The organism is Terribacillus saccharophilus, assembly GCF_046592595.1.
Classification (GTDB): Bacteria; Bacillota; Bacilli; order Bacillales; family Amphibacillaceae; genus Terribacillus; species Terribacillus saccharophilus_C.
This window is the reverse complement of sequence record NZ_JAWVPF010000002.1, coordinates 348443-369258: the sequence shown is the minus strand read 5'-3', so window position 1 is coordinate 369258 and position 20816 is coordinate 348443. Positions and strand designations below refer to the sequence as shown.

The following is a 20816-nucleotide window of genomic DNA, read 5'->3' as shown; positions in this document are numbered from 1 at the left end:
AAAGGAGGAAGCATTTTGGCAGCCAATATAACGGAAGTTACGGAAAGCTATCTACAACCGATCGTGGAAGAGCTGCAGCTTGAGTTGGTTGATGTGGAATTCGTCAAGGAAGGCAAGAACTGGTTCCTGCGTGTTTATGTCGACAAAACGGAAGGCATTGATATCGAGGAATGCGCCATCGTCTCTGAGAAGTTGAGCGCCATTTTAGATGAGAATGATCCGGTTGATTTTCCATACTTCCTGGAGGTTTCTTCACCAGGAGCGGAAAGACCGCTGAAAACGAAACAAGCAATCACGAAAAGCATCGGTAAGACAGTATATGTAAAGCTATATGAGCCGATCGATAATGAGAAAGAGTATCAAGGTACATTGAAGGCGTTCGAAGACGATGTATTGACATTGGAAGTCATGATCAAAGCGAGGAAAAAGGAAGTGTCCCTTCCATATGAGAAAATCGCGAAGGCACGTCTGGCTGTAACGTTTAACTAAAGGGGGATATACGAGTGAGCAGCGAGCTTTTTGATGCCATTACTTATTTGGAGAAAGAGAAAGGGATTAATAAGGACGTCCTGATCGAAGCGCTGGAAGCAGCCTTGATCTCCGCTTATAAAAAGAATTTCAAATCTGCTACGAATGTACGTGTTGATTTGAATGAAACAACTGGGTCGATGAAAGTATTCGCCCGTAAAGATGTCGTCGAGGAAGTCGAGGACAGCCAGCAGCAAATGACACTGGATGAGGCTCGTGCTATTTCCGGTACGTACGATATTGGCGATGTCGTTGAAATTGAAGTGACACCGAAGGATTTCGGCCGTATCGCAGCGCAGGCAGCGAAGCAAGTCGTTACACAGCGTGTACGTGAAGCAGAGCGCGGTGTCATCTTCAGTGAATATGCCGATCGGGAAGAGGATGTCATGACTGGTATCGTTTCCCGCAATGATCCTAGATTCATCTATGTGGATCTTGGCAAGATCGAAGCGAAATTACCGGAAAGTGAACAGATGTCTACTGAGAAGTATGAAATCCATGATCGCTTGAAGGTATATGTAACGAAAGTAGAGAACACGAACAAAGGACCGAGCATCTTCGTTTCACGAACACACCCAGGTCTTTTGAAGCGATTGTTTGAAATGGAAGTGCCAGAAATTTATGATGGTACTGTGGAGATTCGTTCTGTGGCACGTGAAGCTGGAGATCGTTCGAAGATTTCTGTCTACGCATCCCAAGCGGAAGTCGATCCGGTCGGTTCTTGCGTTGGTCAGCGCGGTCAGCGTGTCCAAGCAATCGTGAATGAATTGAAAGGTGAGAAAATTGATATCGTTGAGTGGTCGGAAGATCCGGTCGAATACGTGTCAAATGCGCTTAGTCCTTCCAAAGTCATTTCTGTACTTGTTGATGAAGAAGAAAAGGCGACAACAGTCATCGTACCTGATTACCAGCTTAGCCTTGCAATCGGGAAACGTGGTCAAAATGCCCGTCTGGCAGCGAAATTGACAGGCTGGAAAATCGATATTAAATCTGAAACAGAAGCGATCGAGCTTGGCCTATTGACAAAACAGGATACAGAAGCTGACGACTTCGACGATTTTGACGACGAAGACACATATTGATAAGGGGCGCTGTATATGAAACAAAAGAAAGTTCCGCTTCGAAAATGTGTGGTTTCCAACGAAATGAAACCAAAACAGGAATTGATCCGGGTTGTCCGCAGTAAGGAAGGCGAAGTCTTTGTGGATGAGACCGGCAAGAAGAACGGTCGTGGTGCGTATGTCTCCAAGGATGCGGCAATCATAGAAAAGGCGAAGAAACAAGATACGCTGGCGCGCCACTTGAGTACACAGATCGATGATTCTATTTATGAAGAACTTGAGCGATTAGCGAAAGGTCAGCACTCATGAGTAAAAATTATTTGAATTTGTTAGGCTTAGCTGTACGTGCTGGACAGTGCACCTTCGGAGAAGATGCCATTGTCCGGGATGTCCAGCGGCAGAAAGCAAAGCTAGTAATAGCTGCCAGTGATGTCGGTCCCCAAACCTTGAAGAAACTTCGCAACAAGACCGATTTCTACAACATCGCCTTTTTACAGGTAGAGGAGGACCGGGATCAATTATCACAAGCGATTGGTAAATCCGGCAGAGTCGCAATTGCCATTTTGGATCAAGGCTTTGCAGACAAATTGAAATCTTTGCTCACTGAATCCACTCGGAGGTGAACGTATGTCAAAGATTCGTGTTTATGAATACGCAAAAGAAAAGAACGTTTCCAGTAAGGAAATCATCACTAAATTGAAAGATATGAACATTGAAGTATCCAATCATATGTCCATGATTAATGAAACGGCAAAGGACAGACTGGATAAAAGCTTCACAGCAAAAAGCGCGGGTAGCGAGAAAGTAGCGATTAAAACGGGGAACTCAGCAAACACAACCAACTCAGCAAATAATAGCGGACAGAACAACAAGCCGAAAAGCAAGAGTGGCGGCGGTGCACAAAACCGCAACCAACAGCAGCGCAATGGTAATAAAAAACCAGGCAAAGGCGGACAGAACAACAACAGACGCGGCGGCCGGAATAATAACCGGAATAAAGCTCCGCAGCAGAAGCGTCCGGAAATGCCGACTCCAGATAAAATCACCTTCAAAGAGTCTTTGACTGTCAGCGAATTGGCAGCAAAACTTCATAGGGAGTCCACAGAAATCATTAAAAAGCTCTTCCTTCAAGGTGTTATGGCAACAAAGAACCAAGACTTGGACAAAGATGCAATTGAGCTAATCTGTGCAGAATACGACGTCGAAGTGGAAGAAGAAGTAGATGTTGATGTAACAGATCTGGATAACTACAAAATCGAAGATAAAGAAGAAGAACTGCAGGAACGTCCTGCGGTAGTTACAATCATGGGTCACGTTGACCATGGTAAAACAACATTGCTTGATTCTATTCGTGATACGAAAGTGACCGAAGGGGAAGCTGGCGGGATCACACAGCATATCGGTGCTTACCAAGTCGAAGAGAATGGCAAGAAAATCACCTTCCTTGATACCCCAGGTCACGCAGCTTTCACAAGCATGCGTTCCCGTGGTGCACAAGTAACGGATATCGCGATCCTGGTTGTAGCTGCCGATGATGGTGTTATGCCGCAGACAATCGAGGCTATCAACCATGCGAAAGCAGCTGAAGTACCGATCATCGTAGCGGTAAACAAAATTGATTTGGAAGGTGCTAATCCCGACCGAGTTATGCAGGAGCTTACTGAGCACAGCCTGATTCCTGAGGATTGGGGCGGTGATACAATCTTCGTTCAGCTTTCTGCGAAAAAACGTGAAGGTATCGATGATTTGCTTGAAATGATCTTGCTTGTAACAGAAGTTGAAGAACTGAAAGCAAATCCGAACCGTTCAGCAGAGGGTACTGTAATCGAAGCGCAGCTAGATAAAGGTCGCGGCCCAGTAGCAACATTGCTTGTACAAAATGGTACGCTCAATATCGGTGACAGCATTGTTGTCGGTAATACATTCGGCCGTGTACGTGCAATGGTAAATGATTTGGGACGCCGTGTGAAGGTAGCTCCTCCTTCCACACCAGTTGAGATCACTGGTTTGAACAGTGTGCCGAATGCAGGTGACCAGTTCATGGTATTCGAAGACGAGAAACAAGCTCGTCAAGTAGGGGAAGCAAGACTGCAGAAGCAAGTAGAAGAAAAACGTTCCACTGGTGCTCGTGTCAGCCTCGAAGATCTGTTTAACCAGATCAAGCAAGGGGAAGTAAAAGATATCAATCTAATCGTGAAAGCGGACGTTCATGGTTCCGTAGAAGCGATGGCTGCTTCCTTGGAGAAAATTGAAGTTGAAGGCGTAAAAGTCCGCATCATTCATACTGGTGTAGGTGCTATTACAGAATCTGATGTCATCTTGGCATCTGCTTCAAATGCAATTATCATCGGTTTCAACGTACGTCCTGATAATAATGCGAAAAAAGCTGCGGAAACTGAAAACGTAGATATACGTCAGCACCGCATCATCTATAAAGTAATCGAAGAAATCGAATCTGCAATGAAAGGGATGCTTGATCCTGAGTTCGAAGAGAAAGTCATCGGACAAGCGGAGATCCGTCAAATCATCAAAGTATCCCGTATCGGTACAATTGCCGGTAGCTATGTAACGGAAGGTAAAATCACTCGTGATGCTAGCATCCGTGTCATCCGTGACGGTGTTGTAATCGTAGAAGACGAAATTGATTCCTTGAAACGTTTCAAGGATGATGTACGCGAAGTTGCTACAAACTATGAGTGTGGAATCACATTGAAGAACTTCCACGATCTTAAAGAGGGCGACACCTTCGAAGCATATGTAATGGAAGAAATCGAAAGAAAATGATTCTCGCTGCCGTTGTAGAATGTATGATCTATGACGCGCATTCTCTCAAAGATAAGCGTTCGGTCGTAAAGCGGATCACCACACGAATTGGAGGATCCTTCAATATTGCTATCAGTGAAGCAGACTACCATGATTTATGGCAGCGCACATGCTTTGAGCTGGTGACGACTTCACCTGATCGTGTTCGTGCTGAACGTGTCATGGACCAGGCGCTTGCTTTGATTGATTCTTTTCCGGAGATCGAGAGAACAGCTACTGATAAACAGTGGCTTTAGCATCCCTCCGAATGATGATGAGGTGATTATATGAGTGAACTACGTGCAAATCGTGTCGCAGAGCAAATGAAAAAAGAACTGGGCGACATTATATCAAGAAAGATCAAAGATCCGCGGGTAGGCTTTGTAACGGTAACTGATGTCGAAGTGACTGGTGACCTGCAGCAGGCAAAAGTCTACATTTCCGTCCTTGGAGAAGAGAAGCAGAAGCATAATACGCTTCTTGGACTTTCAAAGGCAAAAGGATTCATCCGTACCGAGATCGGCAAGCGCATCCGCTTGCGTAAAACACCGGAACTGGCATTTGAATTCGATGAAGCGGTTGATCAAGGAAATCGTATCGAGCATCTTTTGAAAGAGCTTAACGATTCCGACAGATAAGAAACAATGGAGAATCCCTTCGCCCTTCATGGGAGGAAGGGATTCTTTTTTACATAGTAAAAGGGGTGCTGGCATTGAATGGGATCCTAGCCTTATGGAAACCAAAGGGAATGACTTCCCACGATTGTGTGTTCAAAGCACGCAAGATTTTACAAACGAAGAAAATTGGGCATACAGGTACACTGGACCCAGACGTCGAGGGTGTATTGCCGCTCTGTATCGGTCAGGCAACAAAGGTCGTTCCTTATTTGACGGACACATCCAAAACCTACGTGGCGGAAATCACATTAGGTACTGCGACAGAAACGGAAGACAAAAGCGGTGAGGTGATTGAGGAAAAACCGGTAACCGAACCTATTCCTCTGCAGAGTATCGAAGACGTGCTCAAGGCTTTCTCTGGAGTAATCGAACAAATACCTCCAATGTATTCTGCTGTTAAAGTAGACGGTCGCAAACTATATGAATACGCTCGAAAAGGGCAGCAGGTCGAGCGTCCGGTACGACAAGTGACGATCCATGAAATCATTTTGGATAAAGCATCTGTAAACGAAAATGGTAGTGTGTTCCGATTTACGGTTAGCTGCTCGAAAGGAACCTACATCCGGACTTTGTGTGTCGATATAGGTAAGGCGCTGGGATACCCGGCACATATGAGTAATCTGGAAAGGATCCAGGCTGGAGCATTTCGTACACAGGATACAGTCACTTTTGCTAAAATGGAAGAGGCAATGGAGGCAGGTAGTATAGAACAATTGCTGCAGCCGGTCACAAAAGCGATTGAATTTATGCCGCTGATCGAGGCAGATGACGAAATTGAACTAAAAGTCCGGTACGGCCAAAGACTGAAAAGGCCGGCGGATGCAGATCTCTACCGTGTGCAAAGAGCTGATCAGCTTCTCGGTATATACGAGACACACCCTGCCTATCCGCATTTACTGAAGCCAAAACGAGTATTCGTATCAGGGAAAGCAGGTGACACAGATGCAAACGATTAAATTGAATTACTCAGAAACAATGAAACTGGATGACATGCCAGCTGTAAGTGCGGCAATCGGATTTTTTGATGGCATTCACCGCGGGCATCAAGAGGTTATCAAGCATGCGATAGATGCTGCACAAGAGCATCAGCTTAAAAGTGCTGTCATCACCTTTCATCCGCATCCATCCGTCGTGTTGGGGAAAGCGGACACGAGAGAGGATTATCTGACCCCGCTCCATGAAAAGGAAGCGATTCTGGAGAGCATGGGCATTGATTATCTTTATTTGATCGGCTTTACGAAAGAGTTAGCCGGCCTCAGTCCGGAAAACTTCATCGACCGGTTCATCAATGGATTGGCTGTGCGTCATTTAGTATCGGGATTTGATTTCACATACGGCAAAAAAGGTGCAGGTAATGCGGATACCCTTCAAGAAGCCGCCGCACAGCATACTTTTACGTATGAGGCGGTAGCGAAAGTGGAAAGTGCCGAAGAGAAAATCAGTTCGACAAAAATCCGCCAGCTTGTAGCAAATGGAGACGTCAAAGCTGCCGTTGATTTGCTTGGACATCCGCTGACTTTGACTGGGGAAGTGATCACAGGTGATCAGCGAGGCCGCACCATTGGCTATCCGACGGCCAATATCCGTATCGCTGAAGAGTATTTCCTGCCAAAAGTGGGAGTGTATGCTGTCGAAGTGCTGGTAAAAGGCAAGACATATGCCGGCATGGCGAACTTGGGCTTCAAGCCGACCTTCCAGCAGGATGCGGCCGTTCCGAATCTCGAAGTACACATCCTAGACTTTGATGAACAAATCTATGGTGAAGAAGTGACTGTCTCCTGGCGTAAATTCATCCGGGAAGAAGTCAAATTCAGCGGAATAGATGCGCTTGTCGCACAGCTGGATCGAGATAAAGAGCAAATTGGCGCATATTTTGCATAGAATCTTGTTCCAGAGACTTGCAATCTGTCTGTAAAAAGTGTAATCTGGACTATGGAAAACCTTCGCTTGGCAATTTGCTGCTCCGGCGATTGCTCGGGGAATGGGGTTTACAAATAGAATTTTCAGGAGGAATAACGAATGGCAATTACAAAAGAACGTAAGAATCAACTTATCGCAGAATACAAAACACATGACACTGACACTGGTTCACCAGAAGTACAGATCGCTGTTTTGACGGAGGAAATCACTACACTTAACGATCACCTTCGTACACACAAAAAAGATCACCATTCACGTCGTGGCCTATTGAAAATGGTTGGTCGCCGTCGTAACTTGTTGAACTATCTTCGCGATAAAGATGTTACACGTTACCGTGAACTAATTCAAAAACTTGGCCTACGCCGATAAGATTGACTAAGAAGCGGGAATTATTCCCGCTTTTTCTATAGGAGAAAACCTATTTTACATAGTGTGATAAACGTTGCCTGAACTGGAGCATAATACAGACAGGACATGATGCAAGATAAATGAGAGGGGCTTTATTCATGGCAGACCAAAAACAAGTGTTCTCCACTGAGATTTCCGGACAGACTTTCTCTGTTGAAATTGGAGAACTTGCCAAGCAAGCGAACGGCGCTTGTCTCATCCAGTACGGTGATACATCCGTACTATCCACAGTTACTGGTTCGAAGGAACCGAAGGACCTACCTTTCTTCCCGCTGACAGTGAACTACGAAGAAAGACTATATGCTGTAGGTAAAATACCAGGAGGTTTCATCAAACGGGAAGGACGTCCGAGTGAGAAAGCAGTACTTGCTTCACGTTTGATTGACCGTCCAATTCGTCCTTTATTCCCGGATGGATTCCGTAATGATGTACAAGTGATCAGCATGGTTATGAGTGTGGATCAGGATTATTCTTCTGAAATTGCTGCAATGATCGGTTCTTCCATCGCTATCAGCATTTCCGACATCCCATTCCATGGTCCGATCGCTGGTGTAGTAGTCGGCCGTGTAGATGGTGAATTCATCATCAACCCGACGAAAGAACAGCAAGAGAAAAGTGACATCGATTTAACTGTTGCTGGAACGAAAGATGCAATCAACATGGTAGAGGCAGGCGCGCAGGAAGTGCCGGAAGACATCATGCTGGAAGCAATCATGTTCGGCCACGAAGAGATCAAACGCCTTGTCGCTTTCCAGGAAGAAATCGTTGCTGCTGTCGGTAAAGAGAAGATGGAAGTCAAACTCTTTGATTTGGACAAGGAATTGACAGAAGATGTGAAGAACCGCTGCTACGATCAGCTGAAAGCAGCAATCGAAGTGCATGAGAAAAAAGCACGCGAAGCTGCCATTACTGATGTGAAAAATGAAATGGTTGCGTTCTATGAAGAACAAGAAACCGATGATGATACAATCAAGCAAGTGAAGGGCATCCTTGATAAGCTTGTGAAGGAAGAAGTTCGCCGTGCTATCACGAAGGACAAGATCCGCCCTGATGGACGCGGAGTGGATGAAATCCGTCCATTGTCTTCCCGTATCGGTGTACTTCCTCGTACACACGGATCTGCTTTGTTCACACGCGGTCAAACGCAGGCACTAAGTGTTTGTACACTAGGTGCACTGGGCGATGTACAGATCCTTGATGGTCTGGATACAGAAGAAACGAAGCGCTTCATGCACCATTACAACTTCCCGCATTTCAGTGTCGGGGAGACTGGGCCAATCAGAGGACCAGGACGCCGTGAAATCGGTCATGGTGCACTTGGTGAGCGTGCTTTGGAGAAAGTTATCCCTGATGAGAAAGATTTCCCTTACACAATCCGTCTTGTGTCTGAGATCCTTGAATCGAATGGATCCACATCACAGGCTAGTATCTGTGCCAGCACAATGGCTATGATGGATGCGGGTGTACCAATCAAAGCACCAGTTGCGGGTATCGCAATGGGTCTGGTGGCTTCTGGTGAAGATTATACAATTCTTACCGATATCCAGGGTATGGAAGATGCGCTGGGCGATATGGACTTCAAAGTTGCCGGTACGGAAAAAGGTGTAACAGCACTGCAAATGGATATCAAGATCGAAGGCTTAAGCCGTGAGATCCTGGAAGAGGCACTTACACAAGCACGTAAAGGCCGTCTGGAGATCCTTGGCCATATGATGTCAACGATCAGCGAACCGAAGCAGGAACTTTCCGCTTATGCTCCTAAGATCCTGACGATGACAATCAATCCGGATAAGATCCGTGATGTAATTGGACCAAGCGGTAAACAAATCAACAAAATCATCGAAGAAACTGGCGTCAAGATCGATATCGAACAAGATGGTACTGTGTTCATTTCTTCTACTGAATCTGAGAAGAATGAACAAGCAAAGCAAATTATCAGTGACATCGTGCGCGAAGTTGAAGTTGGCGAAGTTTACGACGGTACAGTGAAACGAATCGAAAAATTCGGAGCCTTCGTTGAATTGTTCAAAGGAAAAGATGGCTTGGTTCACATCTCTGAGCTTGCTGAAGAACGTGTAGGCAAGGTAGAGGATGTCGTGAAGATCGGTGATAAACTGAAAGTGAAAGTGAAGGAAATAGACCGTCAAGGACGGGTAAACCTTTCTCACAAACAGTTATTGATCGAAGCTAAGAAAGAAAAAGAAGAGCAGGAAGCTGCAGAATAATATGCATGAGAGAAGAAACTGGTTTAGCCAGTTTCTTTTTTTTAGCGGATAAAGATGCTAAGCTTGTTCTTCCTTGTCCTACCCCCTCATAAGCTAGATTAGAGGAGGGATGGGAATGCACCGGATTATCATACACCTGGTCGTATTTATCACACTGCTGTTTCTGCTCATAGATAGCGGGCATATGCCATTTCAGGCAGCGTCTGTCAACCATCATCCAGTTTTTTCTGATATAGCAGTGCGGGCAGATGAACAGGAGCTGCGACAGGAAATAGAAGCTGTGCGCAAAGACGTCGAACAACCGGCTGAAAATGCGCGAATCGATAGGATATGGAAAAAGGTGCCCGGAAAGGCTGGCATCAAGGTAAATGTGGACGCTTCTTTGGAAAAGATGAAGAAGGCAGGTATATTTGATCGGGAGCTGCTTGTAGTGGAAGAAGTGAAGCCTGAAATTACGCTGGATGATTTGCCAGCATCGCCAATATACCGTGCCAGGGAAGATCAGGAGCAGGTTGCCTTATTGATCAATGTCTCTTGGGGAGAAGATCATATTCCTGCAATCCTCCAGACATTGAAGGATGCAAATGCCAAGGCAAATTTCTTTATTGAAGGTAAATGGGCGAAAGAGCATAACCAGCTAGTCGAGATGATCAAAGAAGAAGGACATGTCATCGGGAACCATGCATATAACCATCCTGATATGAGTCGAATGAGCAAGACAGATTCAGCGGAACAGATAAGCCAGACGAATGAAATCATCCATGCCATAACAGGTGACAAACCAGTCTACTTTGCACCGCCAAGCGGGAGTTTTAATGATGGGACCATTCAGTCTGCCAATGAGCAGGGGATGGAGACGATTCTTTGGTCTGTCGATACCATTGATTGGCAAAAGCCGACAGTTCCTGTTATGATGAAACGCGTGACCGAAAAACTGCATCCTGGAGCTTTCATCTTGATGCATCCCACTCCTGTTGTAGAGGCTGGGTTAGCTGATATGTTAAATGCGATTAAAGAAAAAGGGTACAGTGTATCGACTTTGGATACGATATTGAATGAAGGAAGATAATGGTACAGCGAGATATACTGCTGATTGGGAGGATTTGAATTTGCTGCAAACGCACACTTGCAAAAACGGACTACGAGTTGTAGTAGAAAATATGCCATCGGTACGTTCCGTTACGATCGGTATTTGGATTTTGACAGGTTCAAGAAATGAAGAAGAAAAGAATAATGGATTGTCCCACTTTTTAGAGCATATGTTTTTCAAAGGAACGAAAAATCGTTCTGCCAAAGAGATTGCAGAAGCTTTCGATGCCATCGGAGGCATGGTCAATGCTTTTACCTCCAAGGAGTATACTTGCTATTATGCTAAAGTGCTGGATACACATAAAGAATTCGCACTGGAAGTATTAGCTGACATGTTCTTTGAATCTCAATTTGCACAAGAAGAGATTGAGAAGGAACAAAAAGTCGTCTTGGAAGAGATCAAGATGGCAGAAGATACGCCAGATGATATTATCCATGATTGGCTGGCAGAAGCTGCGTACGGAAAGCATCCGCTTGGATTGCCTATTCTTGGTACAGAAAGCACACTTATGAGTTTTACTAGTGAATCTGTAAGAAATTATAAAGAGTCGCATTATGTACCGGAGAAGATGGTTGTTTCTGTCGCTGGTAATGTGGACGAATCTTTCATCAAGACTGTAGAAGATCAGTTTGGAACGTTCCAAGCTGCATCCGCCCACAGAACACTTGATGTACCGCCATTCATGCCAAATACGATCAGCCGGTCCAAGGAAACAGAACAAGCTCATGTAACAATTGGATATCGGGGCTTGAAACTGGATGATCCAGCGAGCTACAGTCTGATGGTAGTAAATAATGTCTTGGGCGGCAGTATGAGCTCAAGATTATTCCAGGATGTGCGGGAAGAGAAGGGATTAGCTTATTCCGTGTATTCCTACCATAGTACGTACCTGGATAGCGGAATGCTTACGATTTATGCAGGAACAGGCAAAGAACAGCTGGATGAGCTGCAAGAAACAATCCGTTTGACACTGGAGAATTTAAAAGCAAATGGTATTACGGACAAAGAGTTCCGTAATACGAAGGAGCAGCTGAAGGGCAGTTATATGCTCGGACTGGAAAGTACAAACAGCAGAATGAGCCGAAATGGCCGTAATGAATTGCTGCTCGGCAAGCATCCATCCCTGAACGAGCTGATAGAAAAAATCGATAGCGTGACGATGGATGATGTCAATGCCGTTATCCAGGAGATTTTCGGCAAAGAACAAGCAAGGGCGATTGTTGCACCAAAATAAAAGGAGCTGATCTGCTTTGCGTTTCAAGGACATAGGTGATAAAGAGATCATTGATGTGAATAATGGCGAACGTTTAGGTGTGCTCGGTCAGACTGATATAGAGTTCAACCCTGTCACAGGTAAAATCGATGCATTTCTCATACCGAATTACAAATGGTTCGGGTTGCGCAAAGAAGGCAGCGATAATCGTATTGCCTGGGAGGAAATCCAGACAATCGGAAAACATATGATTTTAATACGGACGTAAATGTTGCCAGTGCATACAGCACTGGTTTTTTTTTATGCTTACACGATGCCCCAATTCAATCACTCCTGGCAGTAATCCTCATATGATAACTCGAAAGCAACTAATTTCTTAATGAAGATCGAATAAAATACGCTGCAGAGCGAGGTGAGAGTTTGACCACTGAATTGACTATCGCTGTTCTTGGCGGTGATGCCCGCTACCTGGAGATGATTCGCAGCTTGCAGTGCAGTGCGAATGCATCTGTATTTGCGGTGGGCTTCGAACAAATCAGTCAAAGCTTCACCGGCGGTATCCAGCGGGATTTGGAGGACATAGATCCGCAAAGTCTTGATGCGGTTATTCTTCCGATTCCCGGAGTTGGCTCTAACGGACAGATCGAAACAGTATTCTCCGATAAGAATATTCAGCTGACTGAAAGCTGGGTAGATCAACTGCCTAAGGATTGTGTCATTTTCACAGGTATCACAAATGACTATCTGACTGAATTATGCGAGAAACGAAATTTGCGTCTGGTTTCCTTGTTCGACAGAGATGACGTCGCAATTTATAATTCGATCCCCACTGCCGAAGGTGCCATCATGACTGCAATAAAACATACCGATTTCACTATTCACGGCTCCAACGTCGTTGTACTCGGATTCGGCCGAGTAGGCATAAGCGTGGCAAGTAAATTCGATGCACTTGGTGCCAATGTGCAAGTCGGATCGATCCACGATGCCGATATTGCCCGGATAAGTGAAATGGGAATGCAAGCCTTTTTCCTCGACCGTCTTCCGGAAATGGTAAAGGATACAGATATCCTGATCAATACCATACCAGCACTTGTAGTAAAGAAAGCAATCATTGAACAGCTGCCTGTCCAGACGCTGATCATCGATCTTGCTTCCAAGCCGGGCGGAGTGGATTTTGAATATGCCAAAAAACGAGGTATAGAAGCGATCCATGCATTGAGCCTGCCAGGTATAGTAGCCCCGAAAACTGCCGGAAATATATTGTCCGTCGTCATTATACAGATTTTAACCAACAGCTGAAGGAGGAGTAACTTATGAGTTTAGCAGGAAAACGGATCGGTTTTGGCATCACAGGCTCCCACTGTACGTACAGTGAGATCTTTCCGCAAATCGAACAGCTGGTGAAACTTGGAGCGGAAGTGGTTCCGGTTGTCAGCAATACGGTTCAATTCACAGACACATATTTCGGAGATGCGAAGGATCACTTGCAGAAAATCAGCGATCTGACACAAACGAAGATAATCAAAACGATTCCGGAAGCTGAGCCATTAGGTCCGCGGGAGCCACTTGATTGTATGGTCATAGCTCCTCTTACGGGAAACAGTATGTCGAAGCTTGCCAATGCGCTTACGGATAGCCCTGTATTGATGGCGACAAAAGCAACATTGCGCAATGAGAAACCGATCGTACTGGGAATCAGTACGAATGATGCCCTTGGATTGAACGGAGTTAACCTGATGCGCCTGATGGCAGCAAAATATATGTATTTCGTCCCGTTCGGACAAGACGACCCGTATAAGAAGCCAAACTCCCTTGTTGCCGATATGACAAAACTTCCGGAAACGATTGAAGCCGCATTGCAATACAAGCAGCTGCAGCCCGTGCTGGTCCAACGTTTTTCCTAAACTCCCTAAACGGTAACCTATGATAGAAAAATTGTGATAGAATAGTGCTAGCGTTAAAATCAAATAGTGTACCAACCAGTATACGTATCCATTTAGATAGACAGGGAGAGGGTTATTCATGACACAGCAAGGTTATCATATCGCAGTAGTAGGCGCGACAGGCGCTGTAGGCCAAAAAATGCTGGAAACTCTCGCAGAACGCAATTTTCCGATCAGCGAGCTATCCTTATTATCATCCAGCAGATCTGCTGGACAGCAAATAGATTACAAAGGTAAAAGCTATACAGTAAAGGAAGCCAAACCGGAAAGCTTTGAAGGTGTGGATATCGCATTATTCTCTGCAGGCGGCTCTGTATCCAAAGCATTGGCACCGGAAGCAGCGAAACGAGGAGCAGTAGTTGTCGATAACACAAGTGCATTCCGGATGGATCCGGATGTGCCTCTAGTAGTACCTGAAGTAAATGAAGGTGATTTGAAGCTTCATAAAAGAATCATCGCTAACCCGAATTGCTCCACTATCCAGATGGTGGCGGCGCTTGAGCCGTTGAAAGAAGCTTATGGCCTTTCCCGAATCATCGTCTCAACTTACCAAGCTGTATCCGGAGCTGGAGCAGTGGCAATTGACGAATTGAAAGATCAGGCACAGCAATTCCTGAACGGTGAAGACATGGAAGCAAACGTCCTTCCGGTCAAAGGAGATAAACGCCACTTCCCGGTAGCATTCAATGCGCTGCCGCAAATTGATGTCTTCCAAGACAATGGTTACACATACGAAGAAATGAAAATGATCAATGAAACGAAAAAAATTATGCATGCTGAGGATCTTCATGTTTCGGCAACTTGTGTACGACTGCCGGTATTTACTTCCCATGCAGAAAGCGTCTATATCGAGCTTGGCCAAAACGGTCTCACTGTAAAAGATATTCAGGAGAAACTGGCTGCGGCTGAAGGAATCGTGCTGGAGGATGATCCAAGTACACAGACTTACCCAACACCGCTTTCTGCAGCAGGCAAGAAAGAAGTATTTGTAGGAAGAGTGCGCAAGGATCCGGATCATGACAACGGATTCCACCTGTGGATCGTTTCCGATAACCTTTTGAAAGGTGCAGCGTGGAACAGCGTACAAATCGCAGAACGCTTGATCCAACATAACTTGCTTACAGTCTGAGGTGTAGAAATGAAAGTGTTAGTCCAGAAGTTTGGCGGTACGTCTGTTAGGGATAATCAGGCAGAAGCCATCCAGCATATCGAAACAGCGCTCCAGGAAGGAAATAAAGTAGTCGTCGTTGTATCTGCGATCGGGCGATATCCTGATCCATACGCAACTGACTCCTTATTGCAATTAATAGGTATTCCAGGTGAGACGCATATATCCAGACGGGAGAAGGACTTGCTGCTATCATGCGGTGAGGTCATCTCCTCTGTCGTTTTCTCAAATGCCCTTAATGCAAAAGGAATCCGAGCTGCTGCATTGACTGGAGCACAGGCTGGATTTATTACAAATGAAGAATTTACAGCTGCAAAAATCAAAGAAATGCGAGTTGAACGGGTTTGGAAGGAGCTGGAGACACATGATGTTGTTGTCGTAGCTGGCTTCCAGGGCATGACAGAGGATGGAGAGATCACGACAATCGGCCGGGGCGGAAGCGATACTTCTGCTGCTGCACTCGGCGCTGCTTTACAGGCGGAGTACGTCGATATCTTCACGGATGTGGAAGGAATCATGACTGCAGATCCGCGCGTCGTGGAAGAAGCAAGGATGCTCGATGTCGTCACATATACAGAAATATGCAACTTGGCATATCAAGGGGCAAAAGTGGTACATCCCCGTGCTGTAGAAATAGCGATGCAGGCAAAGGTTCCGATGCGTGTCAGATCTACTGGTTCTTTATCAGAAGGGACGCTGGTGACGTCATCCAGGGACAATTTTGCAGGTAAGGATATTCCTGACCGGCTGATTACAGGTATCGCTCATCTTGCTGGAATTTCTCAGATCAAGATCGAAACAGATTCTGATGCTTACAAAACACAGTCACGTGTTTTCAAAGCAATGGCCGAAGCAAATATTTCGGTAGACTTTATCAATATCTCGCCGAATGGTGTCGTCTATACGATCGCTGCGGAGCAGGTAATGCTTGCACAGGATATCCTTCGCGGGCTTGGACTGGAGCCGAAGGTGATCAATAACTGTGCCAAAGTATCCCTAGTCGGTGCGGGTATGACGGGTATACCTGGTGTGACGGCAAAAATTGTCCAAACATTGACGGATAAAGAAATCGATATCCTCCAATCAGCGGATAGTCATACGACTATCTGGGTGTTGATTAACGAAAAGGATCTTATAGAGGCAGTGAATGCGCTCCATGCGACATTCGAACTTAGTCTATAAGATATGATAATTGTTGAAGGCAGAGGAGATTTACTATGAGATTCGGTAAAGTTATTACAGCAATGGTAACCTCATTCGATAATCAAGGTCAGATCGACTTTGATGCGACTACTCGTTTACTCGATTATTTGATCGAGAATGGAACAGATGCTGTTGTCGTAGCTGGTACAACAGGCGAATCGCCAACGCTTTCCCATGAAGAAAAGCTTGCTTTGTTCCGTCATGTAGTGAAAACGGTAGGCGGACGGATTCCGATCATAGCTGGAACCGGCAGTAACAACACGCAAGCAAGCATCGAGCTTACAAAAGAAGCTGAAGAAATTGGTGTCGATGCGGCACTAGTCGTAGCGCCGTATTACAACAAACCAAATCAGCGCGGATTATATGCACACTTTGAAGCAATTGCAAATAGCACAAAGCTGCCGATTATGCTCTATAATATCCCGGGACGCTCTGTTGTTAAGATAGAACCGGAAACGGTCATCAAGCTGTCGAAAATTGCGAATATCGTTTCTGTGAAAGATTCCACTAGTGACTTGAGCAGTATGACGAAGGTCATTACAGGCACAGCTGATGATTTTAGTCTGTACAGCGGTGATGATGATTTGACCCTGCCGATAGCTGCTATCGGAGGGGATGGAATCGTATCCGTTTCTTCCCACATCGTAGGGAATGAGCTGCAGGCGATGCTGCAAGCATATGAAGCTGGAAATGTCGCAGAAGCTGCGCGAATCCACCAGCAGATCCTGCCGGTAATGAAAGGATTGTTCCAGGCACCGAACCCGGCACCGGTGAAAGAGGCATTGAACCAGAAAGGTGTCGCAGTAGGCGGTGTCCGTTTGCCGCTTGTTGAATTGACGGAAGAAGAAAAAGAGGATATCGGTAAACTATTGCCATAAATGACGAAAAAAGCAGGGGGCTCCTCCTGCTTTTTTGTTTATGTATGGCGCCTGGCTCACTGTCCATACTAAAAGCAAGTATGGAAAGGAGCTAGGAATATGGCAAAGGAACGTAATGATAACCAAGAGAATGAAAATGAAGAATCCGGCGGAAAATCATCCATTATTGAAAAAATACAGCAGCTCGGGCAGACATCGGTTGCCCAGGCACCTGATTCACGTATCCATGTGCTTTCAATCATTGGTCAGATCGAGGGACATATGCAGCTGCCGCCGCAAAATAAAACAACGAAATACGAGCATGTCATTCCGCAGTTGATCGCGATCGAGCAGAATCCGAAAATAGAAGGATTGATCGTGCTGATGAATACAGTCGGGGGAGACGTCGAGGCAGGTCTTGCACTTTCAGAGATGATTGCATCGCTCTCCAAACCATCCGTTTCAATTGTCCTCGGTGGCGGACATAGCATCGGGGCACCAATAGCCGTAAGTACGGATTACAGCTTTATCGTTCCGACTGCGACCATGACCATCCACCCAATCCGGCTGACCGGTCTTGTGATCGGTGTTCCTCAAACTTTTGAATACTTGGATAAGATGCAGGATCGTGTTATCAGCTTCGTCACCTCGCATTCTTCGATAACAGAAGATAAATTCAAGGAGCTTATGTTCGCGAAAGGGAACCTGACACGTGACATCGGTACGAATGTCGTCGGTACCGATGCGGTCTCTTACGGGCTTATCCATGAAGTCGGCGGAGTGGAACATGCGATGAAAAAGCTGAATGAACTGATGGACCAGCGAAAAGCATCTCTGAACGGGGAATTACAATGATTTTATACACGCCACTTGCTGCAGAAGATATTTTCCCTGTTGATGCAGCTCAATTTGAAGCTCACCAAATAATGCAATACAACGGAAAAACAGTTCAAGCAGAACACTTGGGGAATGGAATGTACCGTGTCCACCAGTTGATGTCGACAGATCCTGCAGATTTTCTGGATGAAAACTGTGCACCAGGAAAATTGTTTTCCTTATAAATGAATACGTACGTTCGTCTTTTTGTTAGCTATGTTATACTGAAATCAGATGGCAAATTGATGCACGAATCAGAAAACCCTTGTCGTTGGCAGGGGTTTTCTTCACATCTAAAGAAGTACATAAGCAATGCAAAACAAGGAGATTCTCTACAATGGCTAAAAGAAAAACAAAAAAACGACAAACCAAGTTCAAGCAAGTGATGAGCTTTGAAGTAATCGGACTATTATTCGTATTCCTTGCTGTATTCGGCAGCGGTGCAGGAGCAATCAGTGATGGAGCGATACCGAACGCACTTGAGCATTTGTTCCGCTTCTTCTTCGGAAGCTGGTATTTCCTGCTTGCCGTTTTCATGGGTGGAGTAGGTATTTATTTAATGGCCAGATGCAAAAAACCTAACCTGCTACATAAGAAATTGGTTGGATTGTATTTGGTAACCGCCGGTATATTGCTGTTCACCCATATCCAGGCGTTTGAAGATAAGCTTGGCCAGGTGGAACAGCCATCGATCATAAAGACCAGCTGGAACTATTATTTGGCTTATGTACAGGAGACGATTGATCCAGCTGCACTTGGCGGAGGAATGGTTGGAGCTATCCTTTTCGCATTGAGCTATTATCTGCTGTCTGCAACAGGGGCTAAGATTATCGCCTTTTTCCTAGTAGTAATCGGAATCTTGATTTTGAGCAATACGTCCCTTAGCTCTGTCCTGGAGAAACTGTTCGCACTTCTTAGAAAAGGAGCAAGTGCTTCTTCCGATAAAATGAAAGACAAGCTTGCGGAAACGAAGGAGCGTAAAAAATCAGAACGACCGCAGCGTAAGCAGAAACAGAAACGTCAGCAAGTATTGGCTGAGAAGGAAGAAGCAGCAGAGGCAGAACCAGAGCCTGTTCATGAGGAGCCAATCATCCAGGACTTCACGAATATCGCCTACGCAGATCCGGAGCCTGAAATTATTGAACCAAAACCAGAGAAGCCGAAAGAGACAGAAGAGGAGCCTTCTGATGAGAAAGAAGCACTGCCGGCATCTGAGCTGGAAAACAGGGACTATCAGCTTCCTAGCATCACTTTGCTGAAGCAGCCGAAGAAGAACAGCCAGAAACAGGAACGCTCCCAGATTCAAGCAGTTGCACGCAAGCTCGAGCAGACGTTCCAAAGCTTTGGAGTCAAGGCTAAGGTCAGCAAAGTACATGTAGGACCAGCAGTAACAAAATACGAAGTCTATCCGGACACTGGTGTGAAGGTGAGTAAGATCGTGAATCTGCACGATGATTTGGCATTGGCCTTGGCAGCGAAGGATATCCGTATCGAAGCGCCTATTCCAGGTAAATCAGCTGTCGGTATTGAAGTACCGAACAAAGAAGTAGCAAGTGTGTCGCTGCGGGAAGTGCTGGATAACAGTCAGGTGAAAACTGGTTCCAAGCTGAGCTTTGCTCTCGGCCGTGATATATCCGGCGAATCAGTAGTGGCAGAACTAAATAAAATGCCCCATCTGCTTGTTGCAGGTGCTACCGGAAGCGGAAAGAGTGTATGTATCAACGGTATCATCACAAGTATCCTGATGCGTGCGAAACCGCATGAAGTGAAGATGATGATGATCGATCCGAAAAAAGTGGAGCTGAATGTTTACAACGGCATTCCCCATTTGCTGACACCAGTTGTGACAGATCCGAAAAAAGCATCCAGGGCATTGAAGAAAGTTGTAGCAGAAATGGAGCGCAGGTATGATCTGTTTTCTGATTCCGGTACCAGAAACATTGAAGGGTACAATGCTTATATCCAAAAACAGAATGAATTGAATGATGAAGAGCAGCCTTTCCTGCCATTCATTGTCGTACTCGTTGATGAGCTTGCCGACTTGATGATGGTTGCCTCTAGTGAGGTAGAGGATGCCATCACCAGGCTGGCACAGATGGCACGTGCTGCAGGGATTCATTTAATCATCGCTACCCAACGTCCCTCAGTAGACGTTATTACTGGCGTCATCAAGGCAAATATCCCTTCACGTATTGCCTTTAGTGTAAGTTCCCAGATCGATTCCCGGACAATATTGGACGGCGGCGGTGCAGAAAAACTGCTTGGAAGGGGCGATATGCTGTTCATCCCTGTAGGTTCTTCCAAGCCTACACGTATCCAAGGCGCATTTCTGTCCGATGAAGAAGTGGAAAATGTCGTCAATCATTGTATTGAACAGCAAAAAGCACAATATCAGACAGATATGATTCCAGATGAGGAACAAGAAGTACAGTCAGAAGTGGAGGATGAACTATATCATGATGCAGTCTTCCTTGTAACAGACATGCAAAGTGCCAGTGTATCCATGCTGCAGCGCAGATTCCGCATTGGTTATACGAGAGCGGCCAGGCTGATAGATGCAATGGAAGAACGGGGTGTCGTAGGACCTTATGAGGGTAGTAAGCCACGGCAAGTTTTAGTGTCGAAGTCAGCGGAGGACAAACTATCGTAGGACATAATTTTCAAGAAAAAGTCCCAAAATGTAGGTGAATTAGCTCGAAAAAAACGAAAATATTCGTGTTTTTTGTAAAATAAGTATTTATTTTCTGTAAAAAGCATGATATATTATGTTCGAGTGAAGCGGATTGTAGTAATTATGTCCTATTAATCTACTAATTATGTATCAAGCTTCAACTTAGATTAATCT

Annotated in this window: 22 protein-coding genes; all 22 read left to right on the top strand. The window is 45.4% G+C overall.

Annotation, left to right across the window (positions count from 1 at the left end; all coding sequences use genetic code 11):
* Positions 1-15: 15 nt before the first annotated feature.
* Complete coding sequence (rimP, locus tag SFC25_RS04290; protein WP_411214091.1) at positions 16-489, top strand: ribosome maturation factor RimP; 474 nt, start codon at positions 16-18, stop codon at positions 487-489.
* A gap of 14 nt (positions 490-503) precedes the next feature.
* Positions 504-1610, top strand: coding sequence for a transcription termination factor NusA (gene nusA / locus SFC25_RS04285; protein ID WP_411214090.1), 1107 nt, complete (start codon positions 504-506; stop codon positions 1608-1610).
* Between the two features lie 15 nt (positions 1611-1625).
* The gene (gene rnpM, locus SFC25_RS04280; RefSeq protein WP_411214089.1) at positions 1626-1898 is read left to right on the top strand and encodes an RNase P modulator RnpM; all 273 of its coding nucleotides are present in this window, start codon (positions 1626-1628) and stop codon (positions 1896-1898) included.
* On the top strand, positions 1895-2212 hold the full coding sequence (locus tag SFC25_RS04275) for a L7Ae/L30e/S12e/Gadd45 family ribosomal protein (protein ID WP_411214088.1): 318 nt from the start codon (positions 1895-1897) through the stop codon (positions 2210-2212). Before rnpM ends, SFC25_RS04275 begins: the two co-directional genes overlap by 4 nt.
* 4 nt (positions 2213-2216) lie before the next feature.
* Complete coding sequence (gene infB / locus SFC25_RS04270) at positions 2217-4373, top strand: translation initiation factor IF-2 (RefSeq protein ID WP_411214087.1); 2157 nt, start codon at positions 2217-2219, stop codon at positions 4371-4373.
* Complete coding sequence (locus tag SFC25_RS04265; RefSeq protein WP_411214086.1) at positions 4370-4648, top strand: DUF503 domain-containing protein; 279 nt, start codon at positions 4370-4372, stop codon at positions 4646-4648. The genes infB and SFC25_RS04265 overlap by 4 nt, the downstream gene beginning before the upstream one ends.
* Positions 4649-4678: 30 nt before the next feature.
* Entirely contained in the window at positions 4679-5029 is a 351-nt protein-coding gene (gene rbfA, locus SFC25_RS04260) for a 30S ribosome-binding factor RbfA (protein WP_411214085.1), read from the top strand.
* 74 nt (positions 5030-5103) lie between these two features.
* Complete coding sequence (gene truB / locus SFC25_RS04255) at positions 5104-6024, top strand: tRNA pseudouridine(55) synthase TruB (protein WP_411214084.1); 921 nt, start codon at positions 5104-5106, stop codon at positions 6022-6024.
* On the top strand, positions 6011-6949 hold the full coding sequence (locus SFC25_RS04250; RefSeq protein ID WP_411214083.1) for a bifunctional riboflavin kinase/FAD synthetase: 939 nt from the start codon (positions 6011-6013) through the stop codon (positions 6947-6949). Before truB ends, SFC25_RS04250 begins: the two co-directional genes overlap by 14 nt.
* 138 nt (positions 6950-7087) lie before the next feature.
* Positions 7088-7357 carry a 30S ribosomal protein S15 gene (gene rpsO / locus SFC25_RS04245; RefSeq protein ID WP_366249628.1) on the top strand — a complete coding sequence of 90 codons (270 nt, stop codon included), beginning with the start codon at positions 7088-7090 and terminating at the stop codon, positions 7355-7357.
* 137 nt (positions 7358-7494) lie between these two features.
* Positions 7495-9621 carry a polyribonucleotide nucleotidyltransferase gene (gene pnp / locus SFC25_RS04240; protein WP_411214082.1) on the top strand — a complete coding sequence of 709 codons (2127 nt, stop codon included), beginning with the start codon at positions 7495-7497 and terminating at the stop codon, positions 9619-9621.
* 115 nt (positions 9622-9736) lie between these two features.
* Complete coding sequence (locus tag SFC25_RS04235) at positions 9737-10690, top strand: polysaccharide deacetylase family protein (RefSeq protein ID WP_411214081.1); 954 nt, start codon at positions 9737-9739, stop codon at positions 10688-10690.
* A 40-nt stretch (positions 10691-10730) separates the two neighbouring features.
* Positions 10731-11945: a M16 family metallopeptidase gene (locus SFC25_RS04230; protein WP_411214212.1), complete on the top strand. Its 1215-nt coding sequence runs from the start codon at positions 10731-10733 to the stop codon at positions 11943-11945.
* A 16-nt stretch (positions 11946-11961) separates the two neighbouring features.
* The gene (locus SFC25_RS04225) at positions 11962-12192 is read left to right on the top strand and encodes a YlmC/YmxH family sporulation protein (protein ID WP_038560328.1); all 231 of its coding nucleotides are present in this window, start codon (positions 11962-11964) and stop codon (positions 12190-12192) included.
* A 152-nt stretch (positions 12193-12344) separates the two neighbouring features.
* The gene (gene dpaA / locus SFC25_RS04220; protein ID WP_411214080.1) at positions 12345-13223 is read left to right on the top strand and encodes a dipicolinic acid synthetase subunit A; all 879 of its coding nucleotides are present in this window, start codon (positions 12345-12347) and stop codon (positions 13221-13223) included.
* Positions 13224-13237: 14 nt separating this feature from the next.
* Positions 13238-13828: a dipicolinate synthase subunit B gene (locus SFC25_RS04215; RefSeq protein WP_095223164.1), complete on the top strand. Its 591-nt coding sequence runs from the start codon at positions 13238-13240 to the stop codon at positions 13826-13828.
* 118 nt (positions 13829-13946) lie between these two features.
* Positions 13947-14996 carry an aspartate-semialdehyde dehydrogenase gene (locus tag SFC25_RS04210; protein ID WP_411214079.1) on the top strand — a complete coding sequence of 350 codons (1050 nt, stop codon included), beginning with the start codon at positions 13947-13949 and terminating at the stop codon, positions 14994-14996.
* A 9-nt stretch (positions 14997-15005) separates the two neighbouring features.
* Positions 15006-16217, top strand: coding sequence for an aspartate kinase (dapG, locus tag SFC25_RS04205; RefSeq protein ID WP_411214078.1), 1212 nt, complete (start codon positions 15006-15008; stop codon positions 16215-16217).
* A 35-nt stretch (positions 16218-16252) separates the two neighbouring features.
* Positions 16253-17116 (top strand): 4-hydroxy-tetrahydrodipicolinate synthase, encoded by an 864-nt coding sequence (gene dapA / locus SFC25_RS04200; protein ID WP_411214077.1) that lies wholly within the window; start codon positions 16253-16255, stop codon positions 17114-17116.
* A 99-nt stretch (positions 17117-17215) separates the two neighbouring features.
* Positions 17216-17950: a ClpP family protease gene (locus SFC25_RS04195; RefSeq protein ID WP_411214076.1), complete on the top strand. Its 735-nt coding sequence runs from the start codon at positions 17216-17218 to the stop codon at positions 17948-17950.
* Positions 17947-18156, top strand: coding sequence for a YlzJ-like family protein (locus SFC25_RS04190; RefSeq protein ID WP_411214075.1), 210 nt, complete (start codon positions 17947-17949; stop codon positions 18154-18156). Before SFC25_RS04195 ends, SFC25_RS04190 begins: the two co-directional genes overlap by 4 nt.
* Before the next feature lie 152 nt (positions 18157-18308).
* Complete coding sequence (locus tag SFC25_RS04185) at positions 18309-20621, top strand: FtsK/SpoIIIE family DNA translocase (protein WP_411214074.1); 2313 nt, start codon at positions 18309-18311, stop codon at positions 20619-20621.
* Positions 20622-20816 lie beyond the last annotated feature (195 nt).